This window comes from Neotabrizicola sp. VNH66 (genome assembly GCF_049445895.1).
In the GTDB taxonomy this organism is placed as follows: domain Bacteria; phylum Pseudomonadota; class Alphaproteobacteria; order Rhodobacterales; family Rhodobacteraceae; genus Pseudogemmobacter.
Genome location: NZ_JBMSDW010000002.1, coordinates 159,280 through 174,697 on the forward strand (window position 1 = coordinate 159,280; position 15,418 = coordinate 174,697).

Annotated in this window: 17 protein-coding genes, 1 tRNA gene and 1 riboswitch; of the genes, 11 read left to right on the forward strand and 7 right to left on the reverse strand. The window is 65.8% G+C overall.

The annotated features are described in order from the left end of the window. Window positions 1-182 precede the first annotated feature (182 nt). Together ACO2Q5_RS03270 and regB are read right to left on the reverse strand one after the other, a co-directional pair. Entirely contained in the window at window positions 183-1,751 is a 1,569-nt protein-coding gene (locus ACO2Q5_RS03270) for a PAS-domain containing protein (protein ID WP_423288161.1), read from the reverse strand. Between the two features lie 117 nt (window positions 1,752-1,868). Next, window positions 1,869-3,254 carry a sensor histidine kinase RegB gene (gene regB / locus ACO2Q5_RS03275; protein ID WP_423288162.1) on the reverse strand — a complete coding sequence of 462 codons (1,386 nt, stop codon included), beginning with the start codon at window positions 3,252-3,254 and terminating at the stop codon, window positions 1,869-1,871. A 102-nt stretch (window positions 3,255-3,356) separates the two neighbouring features. Here regB and ACO2Q5_RS03280 point away from each other — a divergent pair, with 102 nt between their 5' ends. The 3 genes from ACO2Q5_RS03280 to ACO2Q5_RS03290 all read left to right on the forward strand — a co-directional run bounded on the left by ACO2Q5_RS03280 (window position 3,357) and on the right by ACO2Q5_RS03290 (window position 4,987). After that, the gene (locus ACO2Q5_RS03280; RefSeq protein ID WP_423288163.1) at window positions 3,357-3,983 is read left to right on the forward strand and encodes an SCO family protein; all 627 of its coding nucleotides are present in this window, start codon (window positions 3,357-3,359) and stop codon (window positions 3,981-3,983) included. A gap of 63 nt (window positions 3,984-4,046) precedes the next feature. Further along, complete coding sequence (locus ACO2Q5_RS03285; protein WP_423288164.1) at window positions 4,047-4,601, forward strand: ActR/PrrA/RegA family redox response regulator transcription factor; 555 nt, start codon at window positions 4,047-4,049, stop codon at window positions 4,599-4,601. A gap of 71 nt (window positions 4,602-4,672) precedes the next feature. Then, window positions 4,673-4,987, forward strand: a complete 315-nt coding sequence (locus ACO2Q5_RS03290; protein WP_423288165.1) for an H-NS family nucleoid-associated regulatory protein — start codon at window positions 4,673-4,675, stop codon at window positions 4,985-4,987. A 1-nt stretch (window position 4,988) separates the two neighbouring features. Here the strand turns inward: ACO2Q5_RS03290 and ACO2Q5_RS03295 are convergent, their stop codons facing one another. Then, window positions 4,989-5,864 carry an N-formylglutamate amidohydrolase gene (locus tag ACO2Q5_RS03295; protein ID WP_423288166.1) on the reverse strand — a complete coding sequence of 292 codons (876 nt, stop codon included), beginning with the start codon at window positions 5,862-5,864 and terminating at the stop codon, window positions 4,989-4,991. Window positions 5,865-6,043: 179 nt separating this feature from the next. Between ACO2Q5_RS03295 and ACO2Q5_RS03300 the strand changes: the two genes are divergently transcribed. From ACO2Q5_RS03300 to ACO2Q5_RS03335, 8 genes are all read left to right on the forward strand, one after another. Further along, window positions 6,044-6,118, forward strand: a tRNA-Val gene (locus ACO2Q5_RS03300). A 68-nt stretch (window positions 6,119-6,186) separates the two neighbouring features. Next, entirely contained in the window at window positions 6,187-6,312 is a 126-nt protein-coding gene (gene ykgO / locus ACO2Q5_RS03305) for a type B 50S ribosomal protein L36 (RefSeq protein WP_100196728.1), read from the forward strand. Window positions 6,313-6,387: 75 nt separating this feature from the next. Next, window positions 6,388-7,020, forward strand: a complete 633-nt coding sequence (locus ACO2Q5_RS03310; RefSeq protein ID WP_423288167.1) for an FMN-binding negative transcriptional regulator — start codon at window positions 6,388-6,390, stop codon at window positions 7,018-7,020. 74 nt (window positions 7,021-7,094) lie between these two features. Beyond that, the gene (locus tag ACO2Q5_RS03315; protein WP_423288168.1) at window positions 7,095-7,391 is read left to right on the forward strand and encodes a hypothetical protein; all 297 of its coding nucleotides are present in this window, start codon (window positions 7,095-7,097) and stop codon (window positions 7,389-7,391) included. Next, the gene (locus ACO2Q5_RS03320) at window positions 7,388-7,993 is read left to right on the forward strand and encodes a glutathione S-transferase (protein ID WP_423288169.1); all 606 of its coding nucleotides are present in this window, start codon (window positions 7,388-7,390) and stop codon (window positions 7,991-7,993) included. Before ACO2Q5_RS03315 ends, ACO2Q5_RS03320 begins: the two co-directional genes overlap by 4 nt. 187 nt (window positions 7,994-8,180) lie before the next feature. Next, on the forward strand, window positions 8,181-8,741 hold the full coding sequence (petA, locus tag ACO2Q5_RS03325) for a ubiquinol-cytochrome c reductase iron-sulfur subunit (RefSeq protein WP_423288170.1): 561 nt from the start codon (window positions 8,181-8,183) through the stop codon (window positions 8,739-8,741). Window positions 8,742-8,752: 11 nt separating this feature from the next. Further along, a complete protein-coding gene (gene petB, locus ACO2Q5_RS03330; protein ID WP_423288171.1) occupies window positions 8,753-10,066 on the forward strand; it encodes a cytochrome b in 1,314 nt (437 codons plus the stop codon). A gap of 19 nt (window positions 10,067-10,085) precedes the next feature. After that, entirely contained in the window at window positions 10,086-10,880 is a 795-nt protein-coding gene (locus ACO2Q5_RS03335) for a cytochrome c1 (protein ID WP_423288172.1), read from the forward strand. A 70-nt stretch (window positions 10,881-10,950) separates the two neighbouring features. Here ACO2Q5_RS03335 and ACO2Q5_RS03340 read toward each other — a convergent pair whose 3' ends face one another. From ACO2Q5_RS03340 to ACO2Q5_RS03355, 4 genes are all read right to left on the reverse strand, one after another. Then, window positions 10,951-11,655 carry an ATP-binding cassette domain-containing protein gene (locus ACO2Q5_RS03340; protein WP_423288173.1) on the reverse strand — a complete coding sequence of 235 codons (705 nt, stop codon included), beginning with the start codon at window positions 11,653-11,655 and terminating at the stop codon, window positions 10,951-10,953. Continuing rightward, window positions 11,642-13,165, reverse strand: coding sequence for a thiamine/thiamine pyrophosphate ABC transporter permease ThiP (locus tag ACO2Q5_RS03345; RefSeq protein WP_423288174.1), 1,524 nt, complete (start codon window positions 13,163-13,165; stop codon window positions 11,642-11,644). Before ACO2Q5_RS03345 ends, ACO2Q5_RS03340 begins: the two co-directional genes overlap by 14 nt. Beyond that, window positions 13,141-14,115 (reverse strand): thiamine ABC transporter substrate binding subunit, encoded by a 975-nt coding sequence (gene thiB, locus ACO2Q5_RS03350; RefSeq protein ID WP_423288175.1) that lies wholly within the window; start codon window positions 14,113-14,115, stop codon window positions 13,141-13,143. Before thiB ends, ACO2Q5_RS03345 begins: the two co-directional genes overlap by 25 nt. Window positions 14,116-14,153: 38 nt before the next feature. After that, window positions 14,154-14,262: riboswitch (TPP riboswitch) on the reverse strand. Between the two features lie 80 nt (window positions 14,263-14,342). Next, complete coding sequence (locus ACO2Q5_RS03355; RefSeq protein WP_423288176.1) at window positions 14,343-15,356, reverse strand: TerC/Alx family metal homeostasis membrane protein; 1,014 nt, start codon at window positions 15,354-15,356, stop codon at window positions 14,343-14,345. Window positions 15,357-15,418: the final 62 nt, after the last annotated feature.

A 15,418-nucleotide genomic window follows, 5' to 3' on the forward strand; every position in this document is an offset into this window, starting at 1 on the left:
CGAAATGACACGGGACCGGGGCAGACAACGCCTGTCTTGCGGGGCGGGGAAGACCGGCATGGGCCATGGGTCAGGACCTTGACGCAGGGCAGGACGGGCAGGCCCGTGCGCCGCAGCCCCGGTGCGATCACCCGGATCGGCAGTCGCCGGACCGCAGCGGCGGCAACAGGTAGCCGTCGGCATCAGGCGATCATGATGGCCTGCTCTTCGCCCCCCGCTGCGACCCCGCGCGGAACGGGGCTGCGGAACACCACCAGCGTCGACCCCTGCGGCAGCGGCGACACCCGGCATTCCAGCAGGCGGCCATCGGTCAGGCGGACCTCTCCCTCCCACGGCTCGCGCGGGGCGAAGCTGCCGATGAACACCGCCAGATCGTTCCATAACAGCGTGGGCGCCGTCATCTGCCGCCAGAGGGATACGGCCGCAGGCTCACCCCGCTCCGAGAATGTGGTGGCAATCTCATCGCCCCACAGCCGCCGCGCTCCGGTGTTCGTCATGGCCACCGCCCCGTCCTGGGCAAAGACCACCACCGCATCGGCCATGGCGTCGATGACCGCCTGACCCAGTTCCAGATCGGCCCGGTAGCGGCGGGTGCGGGACACCTCGGTCGAGATATCCTCGATCATGAAGGCCAGTGCCCCGTTCGGATGCGGCCGGCCGGTCACACGATAGGTGCGCCCTGACGGCAGGCTCCATGTCTCCTCGAACAGGCCGGAGGCCGCAGCCTCTTCCATTTCGACGATCTGACGGCGCCAGCTGCGGTAATCGCGCGGTTCGGGGATCATCGCGCCTTCGCGCATGTGATCCAGCATCAGCGCCAATGTGGGCCGCGCGATCAGGAATTCCGCGGGCGCGCCGGTCAGGTCGATCAGCGCGGGGTTGAACATCTGCAGCACGCGGTTGCGGTCGAAGATCGCCAGACCGATGGGCAATTGCGCAAAGGTCTTGGTCAGCGTCTGCATGAAATCGCGCAGGCTGGTTTCGGCCTGAACCAGCCGGTCGGCCGGAAGAGCGTAATGCAGCTGATCCGGCCCGTCCGGATACGAGATCACGTCATACCAGTGCAAAGCATCGGGCAGCCGCAGCAGACGCCGCTCGGCCGTCCGGACCGGCTGCAGGCCCGCGGTATCGAACAGGCGGGGCAGCGGCCATGGCAGTTCCCGGCCCGGCGGCAGCAGCGCGGCGGCGGCATCCAGATAGGGGGCATTAGCCCAGATCACCTCGCCTCCGGCAGAGGTGCGCCAGACCGGGACCGGCGCATGGTTCACGATCTGGCGCAGCAGAGCCAGCTCCGCCTCCACCGCAAGCTGCGCCGCCGCCGCGACCTGCGCGGCCCCCCTGTCACCCCCCTCCAGCAATGTAAGCCGCGTCAGCCCGCCCAGGGATTCTGCGCGGATCAGCAGCGGCGGGTCCACCTGCGGCGCCGAGGACAGGAGAAAGCCGCCCTCCCGCCCCAGCCCGTCCAGCCGGGGGGTCAGGCCGGGGAACAGGGGCTCCAGCCGCGCAAGCAACCGGAACCACGGCCCGCCGGAGGCCAGCGCGCCGGCAAGAAGCGCCCGCCCTTCCGGTGTGGCATCAACCAGCGCCTCACCGTCGAAAAGAAAGACGGTGCCCGTCACAGGACCGGAAAAGACCGAGACCGGCGTCGGCGCCTGCCGCAGCGCCAGCGCGGAAATCGCGGCAAGGCTGGCCATTGCGATCAGCGTGGCAGTGATCACCAGCCCCACGGCCAGCGTCCAGTCAAACACCATCCCGTCCCCCGGGGCTTTGCTTTGGGTAAAGCTTAGGGAACGCATCGTTAATGCGACGTTAATTCCGGCCGTCTGTCCGTCGCCGCCGGTCAGTCGCTGCCAATCAGTCGCCGCCGGTCAGTCCTGAATCAGCCTGTTCGGCCCCGCTGTCAAATCTGCAGGCGCCAGAATCTCCTTGGCAGGCCAGATGGCCTGCACCACGGCGCCGCGCCGTTCGGGCCGTTCGTCCGGGGCCAGAAACGGATCTGCGGCATTGGCAAAGGTCAGCGTCGCGCCGGTGCGTTCCAGCAGCGTCTTGGCGATGAAAAGGCCAAGGCCCATGCCTTCATATTCCGGGCGGCGGTCCTGATCGCCGCGGCGGGCGCGCACGAAAGGATCGCCGATGCGGCCGATCACGCTGGCGGGATAGCCCTCTCCGTCATCGACGATCCGCACCGTCACCCCCGTGCGCGTCCATTCGGCATCGACCCAGACCCGGGCCTGCGCGAAATCCACCGCATTCTGCACCAGATTGCGCAAGCCATGCACGATCTCGGGGCGGCGCAGCACCACGGGCTGTTTCTCTTCGGCGCCGGGACCGGGGGTCAGGGTGAAGATCACCTCTTTGCCGCGTGAGAGATGCGGTTCGGCCGCCTCATGCAGCAGCGTGCCAAGGGGCGCCTGCTGCATGTGCAGATCGTCCTTTCCGGCCCGCCCCATGCCACGCAGGATATCGCGGCAGCGATCCGCCTGATCGCGGATCAGCCGGGCATCCTCCAGAAGCTCGGGCTGGTCCTCAAGCTCGCTCATCAGCTCGGCGCTGACCAGCTTGATCGTGGCCAGGGGCGTGCCCAGCTCATGCGCGGCGGCGGCCACCACGCCGCCCAGATCGGTCAGCTTCTGTTCCCGCGCCAAGGCCATCTGCGTGGCCAGAAGCGCATCGGACATGGCGCGCGTCTCCGTCGCCACGCGATGCGCATAGACGCCAAGGAACACCAGCCCGGTGACGATCGCCAGCCAATAGCCGAATTCGAACAGCGGCGGCACCGTCAGCGGGGTGCCGTCCGCCAGCAGGATGGGATAGGCGAACCGCCCGATCACCGAGATCATCATGATCGCCGAGGCGCCAAGCACCAGCGTGGAGCGAAGGCCAAGCGTGCTGGCCGAAATGGTAACCGGCGCCAGGATCAAGAGCGCGAAGGGATTGGTAAGCCCGCCCGAGGCGAAGATCAGAAAGCACAGCTGCGCAAGGTCGAACTGCAGCATCAGCTGCGCCTCCCGCTCGGACAGATGCTTGTTCTCGGGGTAGATGAAGACCGAGACGAGGTTGACGATGATCGAGGCGCCCACGGCCAAATAGCACAGCCCCAGCTCCAGCCGCAGGCCGAACCAGCGCTCTGCCACGGTAAGCGCGGCCAGCTGCCCGCCGATGGCAAGCCAGCGCGACAGGATCAGCGTGCGCAGACGGATCGCCCCGCCCGCACGCCCTGCCCCGAAGATGCCGTCCCTGCCGATCTGCCGCATTGCCTCCGGGTTCCCTGCCCGTCATCTGACGTGTTAAGGGTCGGCGCGCCCGGGTTCAATCCCGGCCGGCACCCGCGGTCTGCGATGCGAAAGGAATTCGGGATGAGCAAAGTCTATGCGCTGTCTGCGGCGGCGGTGGCGGTCGTGGCACTGGCCGGCATGGCCGGCTATGCGTTCTTCGGCGGAAAATCGAACGGCGATGTGCTGGCCCAGTGCCGCACGGGCCAGGTCGGCGGGGCCGATATCGGCGGGCCGTTCACACTGGTCAACAAGGACGGGGCAACCGTCACCGAAAAGGATGTGCTGACCGGGCCGACGCTGGTCTATTTCGGCTATACGTTCTGCCCCGATGTCTGCCCGCTGGATATGTCGCGCAATGCCGATGTTGCGGATCTTCTGGCCGAGAAGGGCCAGAAGGTGAACCTGCTTTTCATCACCATTGATCCTGACCGCGATACGCCGCAGCTGTCCGGAGAATTCGCGCAGAACATCCATCCCGATGCCGTCGGGCTCAGCGGATCGGCCGAACAGATCGCCGCCGCCGCGAAGGCCTATCGCGTCTATTACAAAAAGCAGGAAGGCGATGACGAATATTACCTGATGGATCATTCCGCCTTCACCTATCTGATGCTGCCCGGCATCGGCTTTGCCGATTTCTACAAGCATGGCGCCCCCGCGGAAGAGGTGGCCCAGGGCGTCAGCTGCATGCTGGAGGCTTCGGCCGGGTAAATTGACCCGGCCGGAAAACAACATTAGCCTTGCCGGGCTGCGAGAACGAAAGGGTGACCGGACATGACCGAGGATTTCGAGGCGCTGATCGGCCCCGACCGCACGCTGCTTCTGGTCGATGACGACGAACCTTTCGTGAAACGTCTGGCCAAGGCGATGGAAAAACGCGGTTTCCTTCCGGAGACCGCCGAAAGCGTGGCCGCCGGGCGGCTGATCGCGCAAAGCCGCCCGCCCGCCTATGCGGTGGTCGACCTGCGGCTGGAGGATGGCAACGGATTGGATGTGGTCGAGGCGCTGCGCGAAAAGCGCCCCGATTGCCGCATCGTGGTGCTGACCGGATACGGCGCCATTGCAACGGCGGTGGCTGCGGTGAAGATCGGCGCCACCGATTACCTGTCAAAGCCCGCCGATGCCAATGACGTGACGAATGCCCTTCTGGCCCGGGGCGAGGCGCTGCCGCTGCCACCCGAAAATCCGATGTCTGCGGATCGGGTCCGCTGGGAACATATCCAGCGCGTCTATGAGATGTGCGACCGGAACGTTTCGGAAACGGCGCGGCGGCTGAATATGCACCGGCGAACATTGCAGCGCATTCTGGCAAAGCGCAGCCCGAAATAGGCAATTAACATTTGCATCACCTTTCCGAATGCCTTTAATCGGCCCCACATCAACCGTGGAAGGAAACGCGGATGTCCTATGACCTTGAAAACCTTTCGCTGAAAGAGTTGAAGGATCTTCAATCTCGGGTAGCAAAAGCCATCGGTTCGTTCGAAGATCGTGTCAAAAAGAAGGCACTGGACCAGCTGGAAGAAAAAGCCCGCGAACTGGGCTTTACCCTTGCGGAACTGACCGGACTTCAGCCCGCACGCAAGAAATCGGCCTCGGTGGCGAAATATGCCAATCCGGCCAATCCGGCCGACACCTGGTCCGGCCGCGGCCGCAAGCCGCGCTGGTTCTCGGAAGCGCTGGCGTCGGGCCAATCGGCAGAATCCCTGGAAGTCTGACCTATTCGGCGGCCAGCGGGTTTTGCTGCCGCAGGTCTCCGGCAATCCGCGCGATCACATCGCTGATCCTGCCGCGGAACAGCTGAAAATCGGCACGAGGCTCGATCCGGGCCTCGTCCATATAAAGCGCCCGGTCGATCTCGACCTGAATGGCATGCACATTGCGCGAAGGGCGGCCGTAGGTCTGGGTGATATAGGCCCCTGCAAAAGGCGAATTGCGCGCAACTCGCAGACCGGCCGCCACGAATGCGGCCTCCACCCGGTCCATCACATCGCGCCCGGCCGAGGCGCCGAAACGGTCGCCCAGCACCACCTCGGCCGGACGGGAGCCGGCGCGGGCCTGCACCTCGATCGCCTCATGCGGCATCGAATGGCAATCCAGCAGCACCGCCTGCCCAAAACGCGCACGGGTTTCTTCGATCAGCATATGCAGCATGCGGTGCCAGGGGTGCCAGTAGCGCTGGATGCGCCAGTCGGCCTCGACCCGGGACAGCTTGCCCGAATAGATCGCCCGCCCGCCGGCAACCACCCGGGGCACCACCCCAAGGCCCGAGGAAATGCGCGGATTGTGGGACGTCCGCTCGATCCCCTCAACCACGGCGGGGTCCAGCTCCTCGGCGGAGCGGTTCAGGTCCAGAAAGGCGCGCGGCACACGCGCCGCCAGCAGGGGGGCGCCTGCCGCGGGCGCATCGCCAAACAGCTGATCGACAAAGGCATCCTCGGACGACCGGATCGCCAGCCGGTCCAGCTGGCTGCGGGCCAGAAAATCGGCCGGATACTCCTGCCCGGAATGCGGAGAGGACAGGACCAGCGGAACGGAAACCTCCGCCGGCCGCGTCAGGTGATACGAATCGGTTGTCGTGCGAAGGCCTGTCATCTTCTGTGCAGCATGCCGTGCGAATGGGCTTTGCCGCAAGAACAACAGGCTGCATGGCCCGCGCCATACCCCCTTGCAGCTTCTGTCGAGTCTGGCTATAGACCCCCCCACGCCGACGCGGACAGCCCGCGTCCTTTTCGTTTTGAACGGGGGGACGAGGGAGGAACGCGCGTCGTTGTGGGCGGTTAGCTCAGCGGTAGAGCACTACGTTGACATCGTAGTGGCCACTGGTTCGATCCCAGTACCGCCCACCATTCGACGCTCCGCAAGGGGCACGGGTCAGAACTGGCGCGTGATGCGCCGCGAAGGGAAGGAGAGAGCCATGAAAGTTGCGAACTCGCTCCGTTCGCTGAAGACGCGTCACCGCGATTGCCAGATCGTGCGCCGCAAAGGCCGGGTCTACGTGATCAACAAGACGCAGAAGCGCTACAAAGCCCGTCAGGGCTGAGGCTTCCAGCGATACGGATTCACAGGACCGCCGCCGGGAAACCAGCGGCGGTTTCTTCTTTTTCGGACATCCGGCATGCATCCCAATCCCGCCTTCCGCCAGACCCCGGCCGATGCGAACCTTTCCTTCGCGCGGCAGCGCGGCTTCGGTGTGCTGACCGTCAACGGGGACGAGGGGCCGCTGGCCGCGCATGTGCCCTTTGTCCTGTCGGCGGATGGCACCACGGCCGATCTGCATCTGGCGCGGTCGAACCCCATCGCGCGGGCCGCGCTGCCGGCGGCGGCGGCGCTGATCCTTTCCGGCCCCGATGCCTATGTCTCGCCCGACTGGTATGGCCCCCATGCCGAGGTGCCCGATCAGGTGCCGACGTGGAATTACGTGGCCGTTCATCTGCGCGGCATGCTGTCGCCCCTGCCGCCCGAGGCGCTGCGCGCCCATCTGGACGAATTGTCGGCCGAGCATGAGGGCCGGATTGCGGGCAAGGCGCCGTGGACCTCGGCCAAGATGTCCGAAGGCGCCATGGAGCGGATGATGCGGATGATCCTGCCGTTCCGGCTGTCGGTGGCCACCACGGACGGGACATGGAAGCTGAACCAGAACAAGACGCCGGAGATCCGCGCCCGTGCGGCAACGGCGCTGGCCGCAGGTGATGCGGGGGCGGTGGCCATTGCCGCACTGATGCGCGGCCTGCCGGACGCAACGGACTGATCCTTTCCGTTTACACCCCGGCCCCTTGCGCCTACGATTCGCCCTGTCCGCCCGGGTCCGAATACGAGGTCGCCATGCCCCTGCCCCTTTTCCCCATCGCCCTTCGTCTGGGCGCCGCAGCCATGGCCGGCTATGCCGCCGGCCGGTGGGTCCTGTCGAACAGCCATCCCGGCCGTCTGGATCAGCGGGCCGAGGATGCGCTGGATGATCTGGACGAGGGGCTGACGCTGCGCCGCCCGCAGCAGCGGCAACCGCAGGGCCAGACCAACGCCACCGCCCGCCTGCGCCGGGTGATCCGCTTCCGCGGCCGCGAATGGGAGCTGGACGCCGGCCTTGTGGCCCGTCTGCGCCTGCGGGAGCGGCAGGCATGAAGCTTTACGCCGCCCCCGCCTCGCCTTTCGTGCGCAAGGTGCGCGTGGTCATTGCCGAAACCGGCCTGACCGGCATCGAAGAGATCGGCGCCTCGGGCCATCCGGTGGAGCCGGGCAGCCTGCCGGTGGACCACAACCCTTTGGGCAAGATCCCCGCACTGATTCCCGATGACGGTCTCCCGCTCTATGACAGCCGGGTGATCTGCCGCTATCTGAACGATCTGGCGGGAGGCACGCTTTACCCGCCCGCGCCGCGCCTGTGGCAGACCCTGACGCTGGAGGCGACCGGCGACGGCATGATGGAAGCGGCGGTCCTGATGATCTACGAAACCCGCATCCGCCCCGAGGACATCCGCTTCGTCCCCTGGGTCGAAGCGCAATGGGCCAAGATCGCGCGCGCGATGGATGCGCTGGAAACGCGCTGGATGGATCACCTCTACGGGCCGCTGGACATGGGCCAGATCGCCGTGGGCTGCGCGCTTGGCTATCTGGATTTCCGCCATTCCGGCCGGGCCTGGCGGGCCGCCCACCCCGACCTTGCCGCATGGGAGGCCGAATTCTCCGCCCGCCCCGCAATGGCCGCCACCGTTCCGCAGGCCTGACCATGGGCGGCTGCGGCATCTGCGACACCATCGGCCGCGAAGATTGCACCTGCGGCAACTGCGCCCGAATGTCCGCTGGACGATCCCGTGCGCCTTGTCTAAAACCGCCGCGGACAGGGTAGGCGGGTCTCCGCCCACCCCCGCTATTCATGGTCGCGCCTCGCGGCCTTGCCAGGGAGAGGAACTCGTGTCCCACGCAGAAGACCACGCAGGCACCCGCCGCGATTTCCTGTACTACGCCACCGCCGGGGCCGGCGTTGTCGCCACCGGGGCCGCCGTCTGGCCTCTGGTGAACCAGATGAACCCCTCGGCCGACACGCGCGCGCTTGCATCGATCTATGTCGATGTGTCCGGCGTTCAAGTCGGCACGCAGCTGACGGTGAAATGGCGCGGCAAGCCCGTGTTCATCCGCCGCCGCACCCCCGAAGAGATCGAGGCGGCACGGGCGGTGAACCTGGGCGATCTGATCGACCAGGGCGCCGAGAACAACAACAAGCCGGGCGCCGATGCCTCGGACACCAACCGCACGCTGGACGAAGCGGGCGAATGGCTGGTGATGATGGGCGTCTGCACCCACCTGGGCTGTGTTCCGCTGGGCAATGGCGCGGGCGAATTCGGCGGCTGGTTCTGCCCCTGCCACGGGTCGCACTACGACACCGCGGGCCGCATCCGCAAAGGACCGGCGCCCCGCAACCTGAATGTGCCGGTGGCCCAGTTCACCGACGCCACCACCATCCTTCTGGGCTGAGGTAGCAAGACATGGCCGGAATTCCGCACGACCATTACGAGCCCAAGTCGGGCATTGAAAAATGGGTTCACAAGCGCCTGCCCATTCTGGGGCTGGCCTATGACACCCTGATGATCCCCACGCCCAAGAACCTGAACTGGATGTGGATCTGGGGCATCGTCCTTGCCTTCTGTCTGGCGCTGCAGATCGTCACCGGCATCGTGCTGGTGATGCACTATACGCCGCATGTCGATCTGGCCTTCGCCTCGGTCGAGCATATCATGCGTGACGTGAACGGCGGCACGATGCTGCGTTATCTGCATGCGAACGGCGCCTCGCTGTTCTTCTTTGCCGTCTATCTGCATATCTTCCGCGGTCTCTACTACGGCAGCTACAAGGCCCCGCGTGAGATCACATGGATCGTCGGCATGCTGATCTATCTGCTGATGATGGCCACCGGCTTCCTGGGCTACGTTCTGCCCTGGGGTCAGATGTCCTTCTGGGGCGCCACCGTGATCACCGGCCTCTTCGGCGCGATCCCCGGCATCGGCGAGACGCTGCAGACCTGGCTGCTGGGCGGGCCGGCCGTGGACAATGCCACGCTGAACCGCTTCTTCTCGCTGCACTATCTGCTGCCCTTCGTGATCGCGGCGCTGGTCGCCGTGCACATCTGGGCCTTCCACACCACCGGGAACAACAACCCGACCGGCGTGGAAGTGCGGCGCGAGTCGAAGGAAGCCGCCAAGAAGGACACCGTGCCCTTCTGGCCCTACTACGTGATCAAGGACCTGTTCGCGCTGGCCGTGATCCTGGCCGTGTTCTTCGCGGTCGTCGGCTTCATGCCGAACTTCCTTGGCCACCCCGACAACTATATCGAGGCGAACCCCCTCGCCACCCCGGCCCATATCGTGCCGGAATGGTACTTCCTGCCGTTCTACGCCATCCTGCGCGCCTTCACCGCCGATGTCTGGGTCGTGATCGCCGCCGAATGGATCACCTTCGGCATCGTCGACGCCAAGTTCTTTGGCGTGGTGGCGATGTTCGGCGCGATCCTGTGCATGGCGCTGGTGCCGTGGCTGGATACCTCCTCGGTGCGGTCGGGCAAGTATCGTCCGATGTTCAAATGGTGGTTCGCCCTTCTCTGCATCGACTTTGTGGTGCTGATGTGGTGCGGTGCCATGCCCGCCGAAGAACCCTATGCCACGATCTCGCTGATCGCCTCGGCCTACTGGTTCGCCTACTTCCTGATCATCCTGCCGCTGCTGGGCGTCATCGAAAAGCCGCTGCCGCAGCCGGCTACGATCGAGGAAGATTTCAAATCGCACTACCCGCACGCGGCCGAGTGAGGACAAGGATCTGATGCAAATGTTCCGCAAGATCATTCTCGCAGCCACCTCGGCGCTGGCCCTTTCGGGCGCCGCCATGGCCGCTGGCACCGAAGCCGGGCATATCGAGGACATCGACTTCAGCTTCGAAGGTCCGTTCGGCAAGTTCGACGAATTCCAGCTTCAGCGTGGCCTGCAGGTCTACACCGAAGTCTGCTCGGCCTGCCACGGCATGAAATTCGTCCCCATCCGCACCCTTGCGGATGAGGGCGGCCCCGCCCTGCCCCCCGATCAGGTCCGCGCCTATGCGGCAAACCTGGACGATGTGGAACTGCCGGGCGGCGAATCGCGTCCGCGCGAATGGACCGACAAGTTCCCCGCCCGCTCGGGTTTGGGAATGGGACCGGACCTTTCGCTGATGGCCAAGGCCCGCGCCGGGTTCCACGGGCCTTATGGCACCGGGATCAACCAGCTGACCAAGGGCATCGGCGGTCCGGAATACATCCATGCGATCCTGACCGGCTACACCGGTGAGACCAAGGAAGAAGCCGGCACCACCTTCTATGAGAACCACGCCTTCCCGGGCGGCTGGATCTCGATGCCCCCGCCCCTGTCGGATGACAGCGTCACCTTCGCGGACGGCAGCCCGACCACGCTGGATGCGATTTCCACCGATGTCTCGGCCTTCCTGATGTGGTCGGCCGAACCGAAGCTGATGGCGCGCAAGCAGGCTGGCTTCGTGGCGGTGATCTTCCTGATCGGCCTGTCCGTGCTGCTGTATCTGACCAACAAGAAGCTGTGGGCCAAGGTGAAGGGCAAGGAATTCACCGCCTGATCCGGGCCCCGGCTACAAAAAACCGAAAGCCCCGCCACTGGCGGGGCTTTTGCATTGCCGGCCCATGTGTTCAGGCTGGACCACTGCCCAGATAGGCGCGCAACGCGGGCGGCGGATCGGAGAACAGCCGCAATGTCGGCATCGGCGGCGCGGCCGCGCCATCGGCCACCAGCACCGTCTGCTGCGCAAAGGCCCGCGCCTCGCCCGGCGCATGGGTCACCATCAGAACCGTTGCCGCCGTCTCGGACGCGACCTCTGCCAGAAGCGCCAGCATTTCGTCCTTCAACGCCGGACCAAGGGCCGAGAACGGCTCGTCCAGCAGAAGAAGCGGCCGCGCCCGCAGCAGGACCCGCGCCAGTGCCGCCCGGCTGGCCTGACCACCCGACAGCTGTGCCGGTTTCCGCCCGCCCATGCCAAGCAGGTCCACCCGGTCCAGCGCGTCCTCGACCCGCGCCTTCTCGGCCGTGGACAGGCGCAGGTCGGGCCGCAGCCCCAGACCAAGGTTCTGCGCCACGGTCAGATGCGGAAACAGGTTCTGGTCCTGAAACAGGACCGAGAGCGGACGCTGGCCCGGTGGCAGCGCGGAAAGGTCCTGCCCGTCCCAAAGGACACGGCCCGAAGTCGGTGCGAAGAACCCGGCAATCGCCGACAGCAGCGTGGACTTCCCCGCACCCGACGGCCCGATCAGAGCCACCCGCAGACCCTTGGGCACCGACCAGTTGGCCGTCAGGCGAAAGTCATCCTGTTCCAGCACCAGATGGTCAAGCTGCAGCACGGCGCCCCCCTGCATCGAAAGCCCAGAACAAGGCGAAGCTCAGCCCCACCAGCAAAAGTGCTGCCCCCGCTGCCGCCTGCGTGCGGTAGGCCGCGGTCAGATGCTGGACCATCAGGGGCAAGGTCGCCTCCTGCCGGTCGGCAAACAGCGCGATCACCCCAAGATCGCCCATCGACAGGGCCGAGGCCACCCCCGCGGAAAATCCCAGGGGCCGGGCCAGCCGGGGCAGCACCAGATACCGCAGCGCGGGCCAGCCGCGCAGGTCCAGCGAGGCGGCAAGGCGGCCGTAGTCCTGCACCAGCACCTGCGCCTCGGGCAGGATCAGGCGAAAGGCAAAAGGCAGCGTCATCAGCGCATTGACCAGCACCGTCACCGGCAGCGCCAGCCTTGTGGGCGGCAGCACAGGCTGCACCAGCAGGAAAAGCCCCGTTCCCAGCACCAGCCCGGACAGGGCCAGCGGCAACACCGCCGCCAGCTCGATCCAGCGGCCGGCACCCCGGGCACTGGCCAATGCAAGCGACAGCGCCGCGGGCACCACCACGGCGGTGGAGATCAGGGCCACCGCGACGGACCTGCCCGCCGCAGGCCAGACCGAGGCGGGCAGATCGGACAACCCCGGCACCCCCCGCACCGCCAGTGCCAGCAGCGGCAGCAGCAGGAAGGCCCCCGCCAGCAGCAGCACCGCGGCATCCGCCAGCCGGTGCCACCCTCCCGGCGGGCGCAAAGGCAGAGCGCGGTCCATCCCCGCGCCGAATCCGGTGCCCTGCGCCAGCCGCCAGGCCAGAAGCGCAGCCGCGCCGCCAAAGCCCGCCTGCACCAGTGCCAGCCCGGCCGCATGGCCAAGATTGAACTCAAACCGCACAGCCTGATAAATCGCCAGCTCCAGCGTGGTGGCCCTGGGGCCCCCACCAAGCGTCAGCGCCACGGCGAACGAGGTCAGGCAGATCGCAAAGACCGTGGCGAGCGCCCCGGGCAGCACCTTGGCCAGCATCGGGCGTTCGATATGACGGGCGATGTCGCCGGGGCGGAAAGACAGGCTCTCGGCCAGCCGGAACCGCTCGGCCGGGATGGATTGCCAGCCCTGCAGGATCATCCTTGTGGCAAGGGGCAGATTCAGGAAGACATGCGCCAGAAGAACGCCCTGCAGCCCGTAGATCGAAAGGCGCCCCAGCCCCGCGGCGGCCAGCAGATCATTCAGAAGGCCCGCGCGCCCGAAAACCGCCAACAGACCAAGGACCGCCACGATGACGGGCAGCAGGAACGGCGCCCCCATCAGGGTGATCAGCAGCCCGCGCCCCGGGAACCGCCTGCGCGCCAGTGCACGGGCCACAGGCACGGCCAGCGCCACCGACAACAGCGCCGACAGCACCGATTGCAGCAGCGTGAAGCGCAGCGCCGCCAAATCGGCGGCGGACAGAGACAACCCGCCCGCATGCAGGACCACCGCACCCAGGGGCGCGATGACCAGAAGAAGGGCCGCGGCCCCTATCGCGCCAGCGCCGCTTGCCATTCCGTCAGCGCGGCATCGCGCAGCGAAGCCGCCTCATCCGCCGAGAGCAGGAGCGAGGTTTCGGGCCGTGCCGTCTCAAACCCCTGGGGCAGTGTGGTTTCAACCGCGGGATACATCCAGTTCGTCTCGGGGATCACCGACTGGAACGCGGGCGACTGGGTGAAGGCCAGAAACGCCCGCGCCAGCTCCGGCTGGTCCGAGGCCGCCAGCACACCCGCCACCTCGACCTGCAGGTAATGCCCTTCGGCAAAGGGCGCCCAATCCTTGGTCTCGTCCTGTTCGGCAATCCGGTGGTAGGCGGGCGAGGTGGTGTAGGACAGGACCATATCCGCCTCACCCTCAAGGAACAGGCCATAGGCTTCGGACCAGCCGGGGGTGACGGTGACGATATTGTCGGCCAGACCGCCCCAGATATCGGCAGCCTTATCGCCATAGGCCGCCTTCACCCACATCAGCAGGCCAAGCCCGGGGGTCGAAGACCGCGGGTCCTGAATGACAACCGACACGTCGGATGCGGCCAGCGCCTCGAAGCTCGCCGGCGGTTCCGGCAGCTTCGTCTTGTCATAGACGAAGGCGAACCAGCCCCAGTCATAGGGCAGGAACAGCGGGTCGTCATAGGCAACCGGCAGTCCGGTGGCCGCGGGCTGGTCGTGCGGGGCAAAAAGTCCGGTCGCCGCGGCCGCGGCGGTCAGATTGGTATCCAGCCCCAGCACCACATCGGCCGGAGAGGACGCCCCTTCCAGCTGCAGCCGGGCCAGCAGTGCCGCACCGTCGCCTGCCGCCACGAATTGCAGATCGCAGGCACAGGCCTCTTCAAAGGCCTTTTCCACCGCCGGGCCGGGGCCCCATTCCGAGGTGAAGCTGTCATAGGTCAGCACGGTCAGGACGGGCGTTTCAGCCAGGGCGGGCAGCGCCGCACAGGTGAAGCACGCCGCAAGGGAAAGTCGCATCTTCGCTTCCTTCTGTTGCGACGGATGGTCGGGCACAGGGGGAACCGATGCACCTTCCCTCCGCCGGTATGATCCGGTTCAGGTTCAACGGGTCCGCTTGCGCATCTCAGCCCCGGCCTTGCGGCCCGGGCACCCCGAGGTATCGGCGACCATAGACCAAAGCCGCACAGGTTCAAGACAGGAAAAAGGGGCGCCGAAGCGCCCCCTGTCCATCGTCCTGTCCGCCGTCATTCCGCGGGAATCTCACCTTCCGGCGGGTCGTTCCGGGTCTTCCACAGCGAGTAGAAGATGCCCGCCGCGATGATGCCGATGGTGATGGCCAGCGACAGGTAGGGGTCGAACTTGCCGAAGAAGTAGCTGTAGAACCCCTTCAGACCGATGAAGATCAGCACCACGGCCAGCGCATATTTCAGATAGTGGAAGCGGTGCACCAGCGCGGCCAGCGCGAAATACAAAGCCCGCAGGCCAAGGATCGCCATGATGTTCGCCGTATAGACGATGAACGTATCGGTGGTGATCAGGAAGATCGCAGGCACCGAGTCGACGGCAAACACAAGGTCGGCCACGTTGATCACGATCAGCGCCACCAGAAGCGGCGTGACGAACAGAACCATCTTGCCGCTGGCAGGATGCGGCTGGCGGATAAAGAACTTCTCGCCGTGCAGTTCTTTCGTCACGTTCATGTATTTCGAGGTCAGCTTCACGACCGGGTTCTTCGACACATCCGGGTCACCTTCGGAGGTCACCAGCATCTTCAGGCCGGTGAAGGCCAGGAAGGCCGCGAAGATCAGCGTCACCCAGTCATAGGCCGCGATCAGCTCTGCCCCGATGGCGATCATGATGCCGCGCAGGATGATCACGCCGATGATGCCCCAGACCAGCGCGCGATACTGGTATTTCCGCGGAATGGCGAAAAAGCCGAAGATCAGCGAGATAACGAAGACATTGTCGATCGAGAGCACTTTCTCGATGATATAGCCTTGGAAGTAGCTGGCCACCGGGTTGGTGCCATCCGTCGTGACCAAGGTGCCGTTCGACCAGGCCCACCAGATATAGCCGCCGAACAGGACGGCAATAAAGATGTAGAAGGCGGAAAGCTTCAGGCTTTCGGCCACGCCCAGCTCATGGTTGCCCTTGTTCAGCACGCCAAGGTCAAAGATCATCAGCGTGATGACGATCCCGAGAAAGATCAGCCACATCCAGACAGGCTTGCCCAGAAAGTCGAAAAAGAGGAAGTCCATACCCCTGTTGTCCCTGTTTCAGCGTGCCGATAAATCAGCCGCGGCAAGATGCCGGGAAGTGG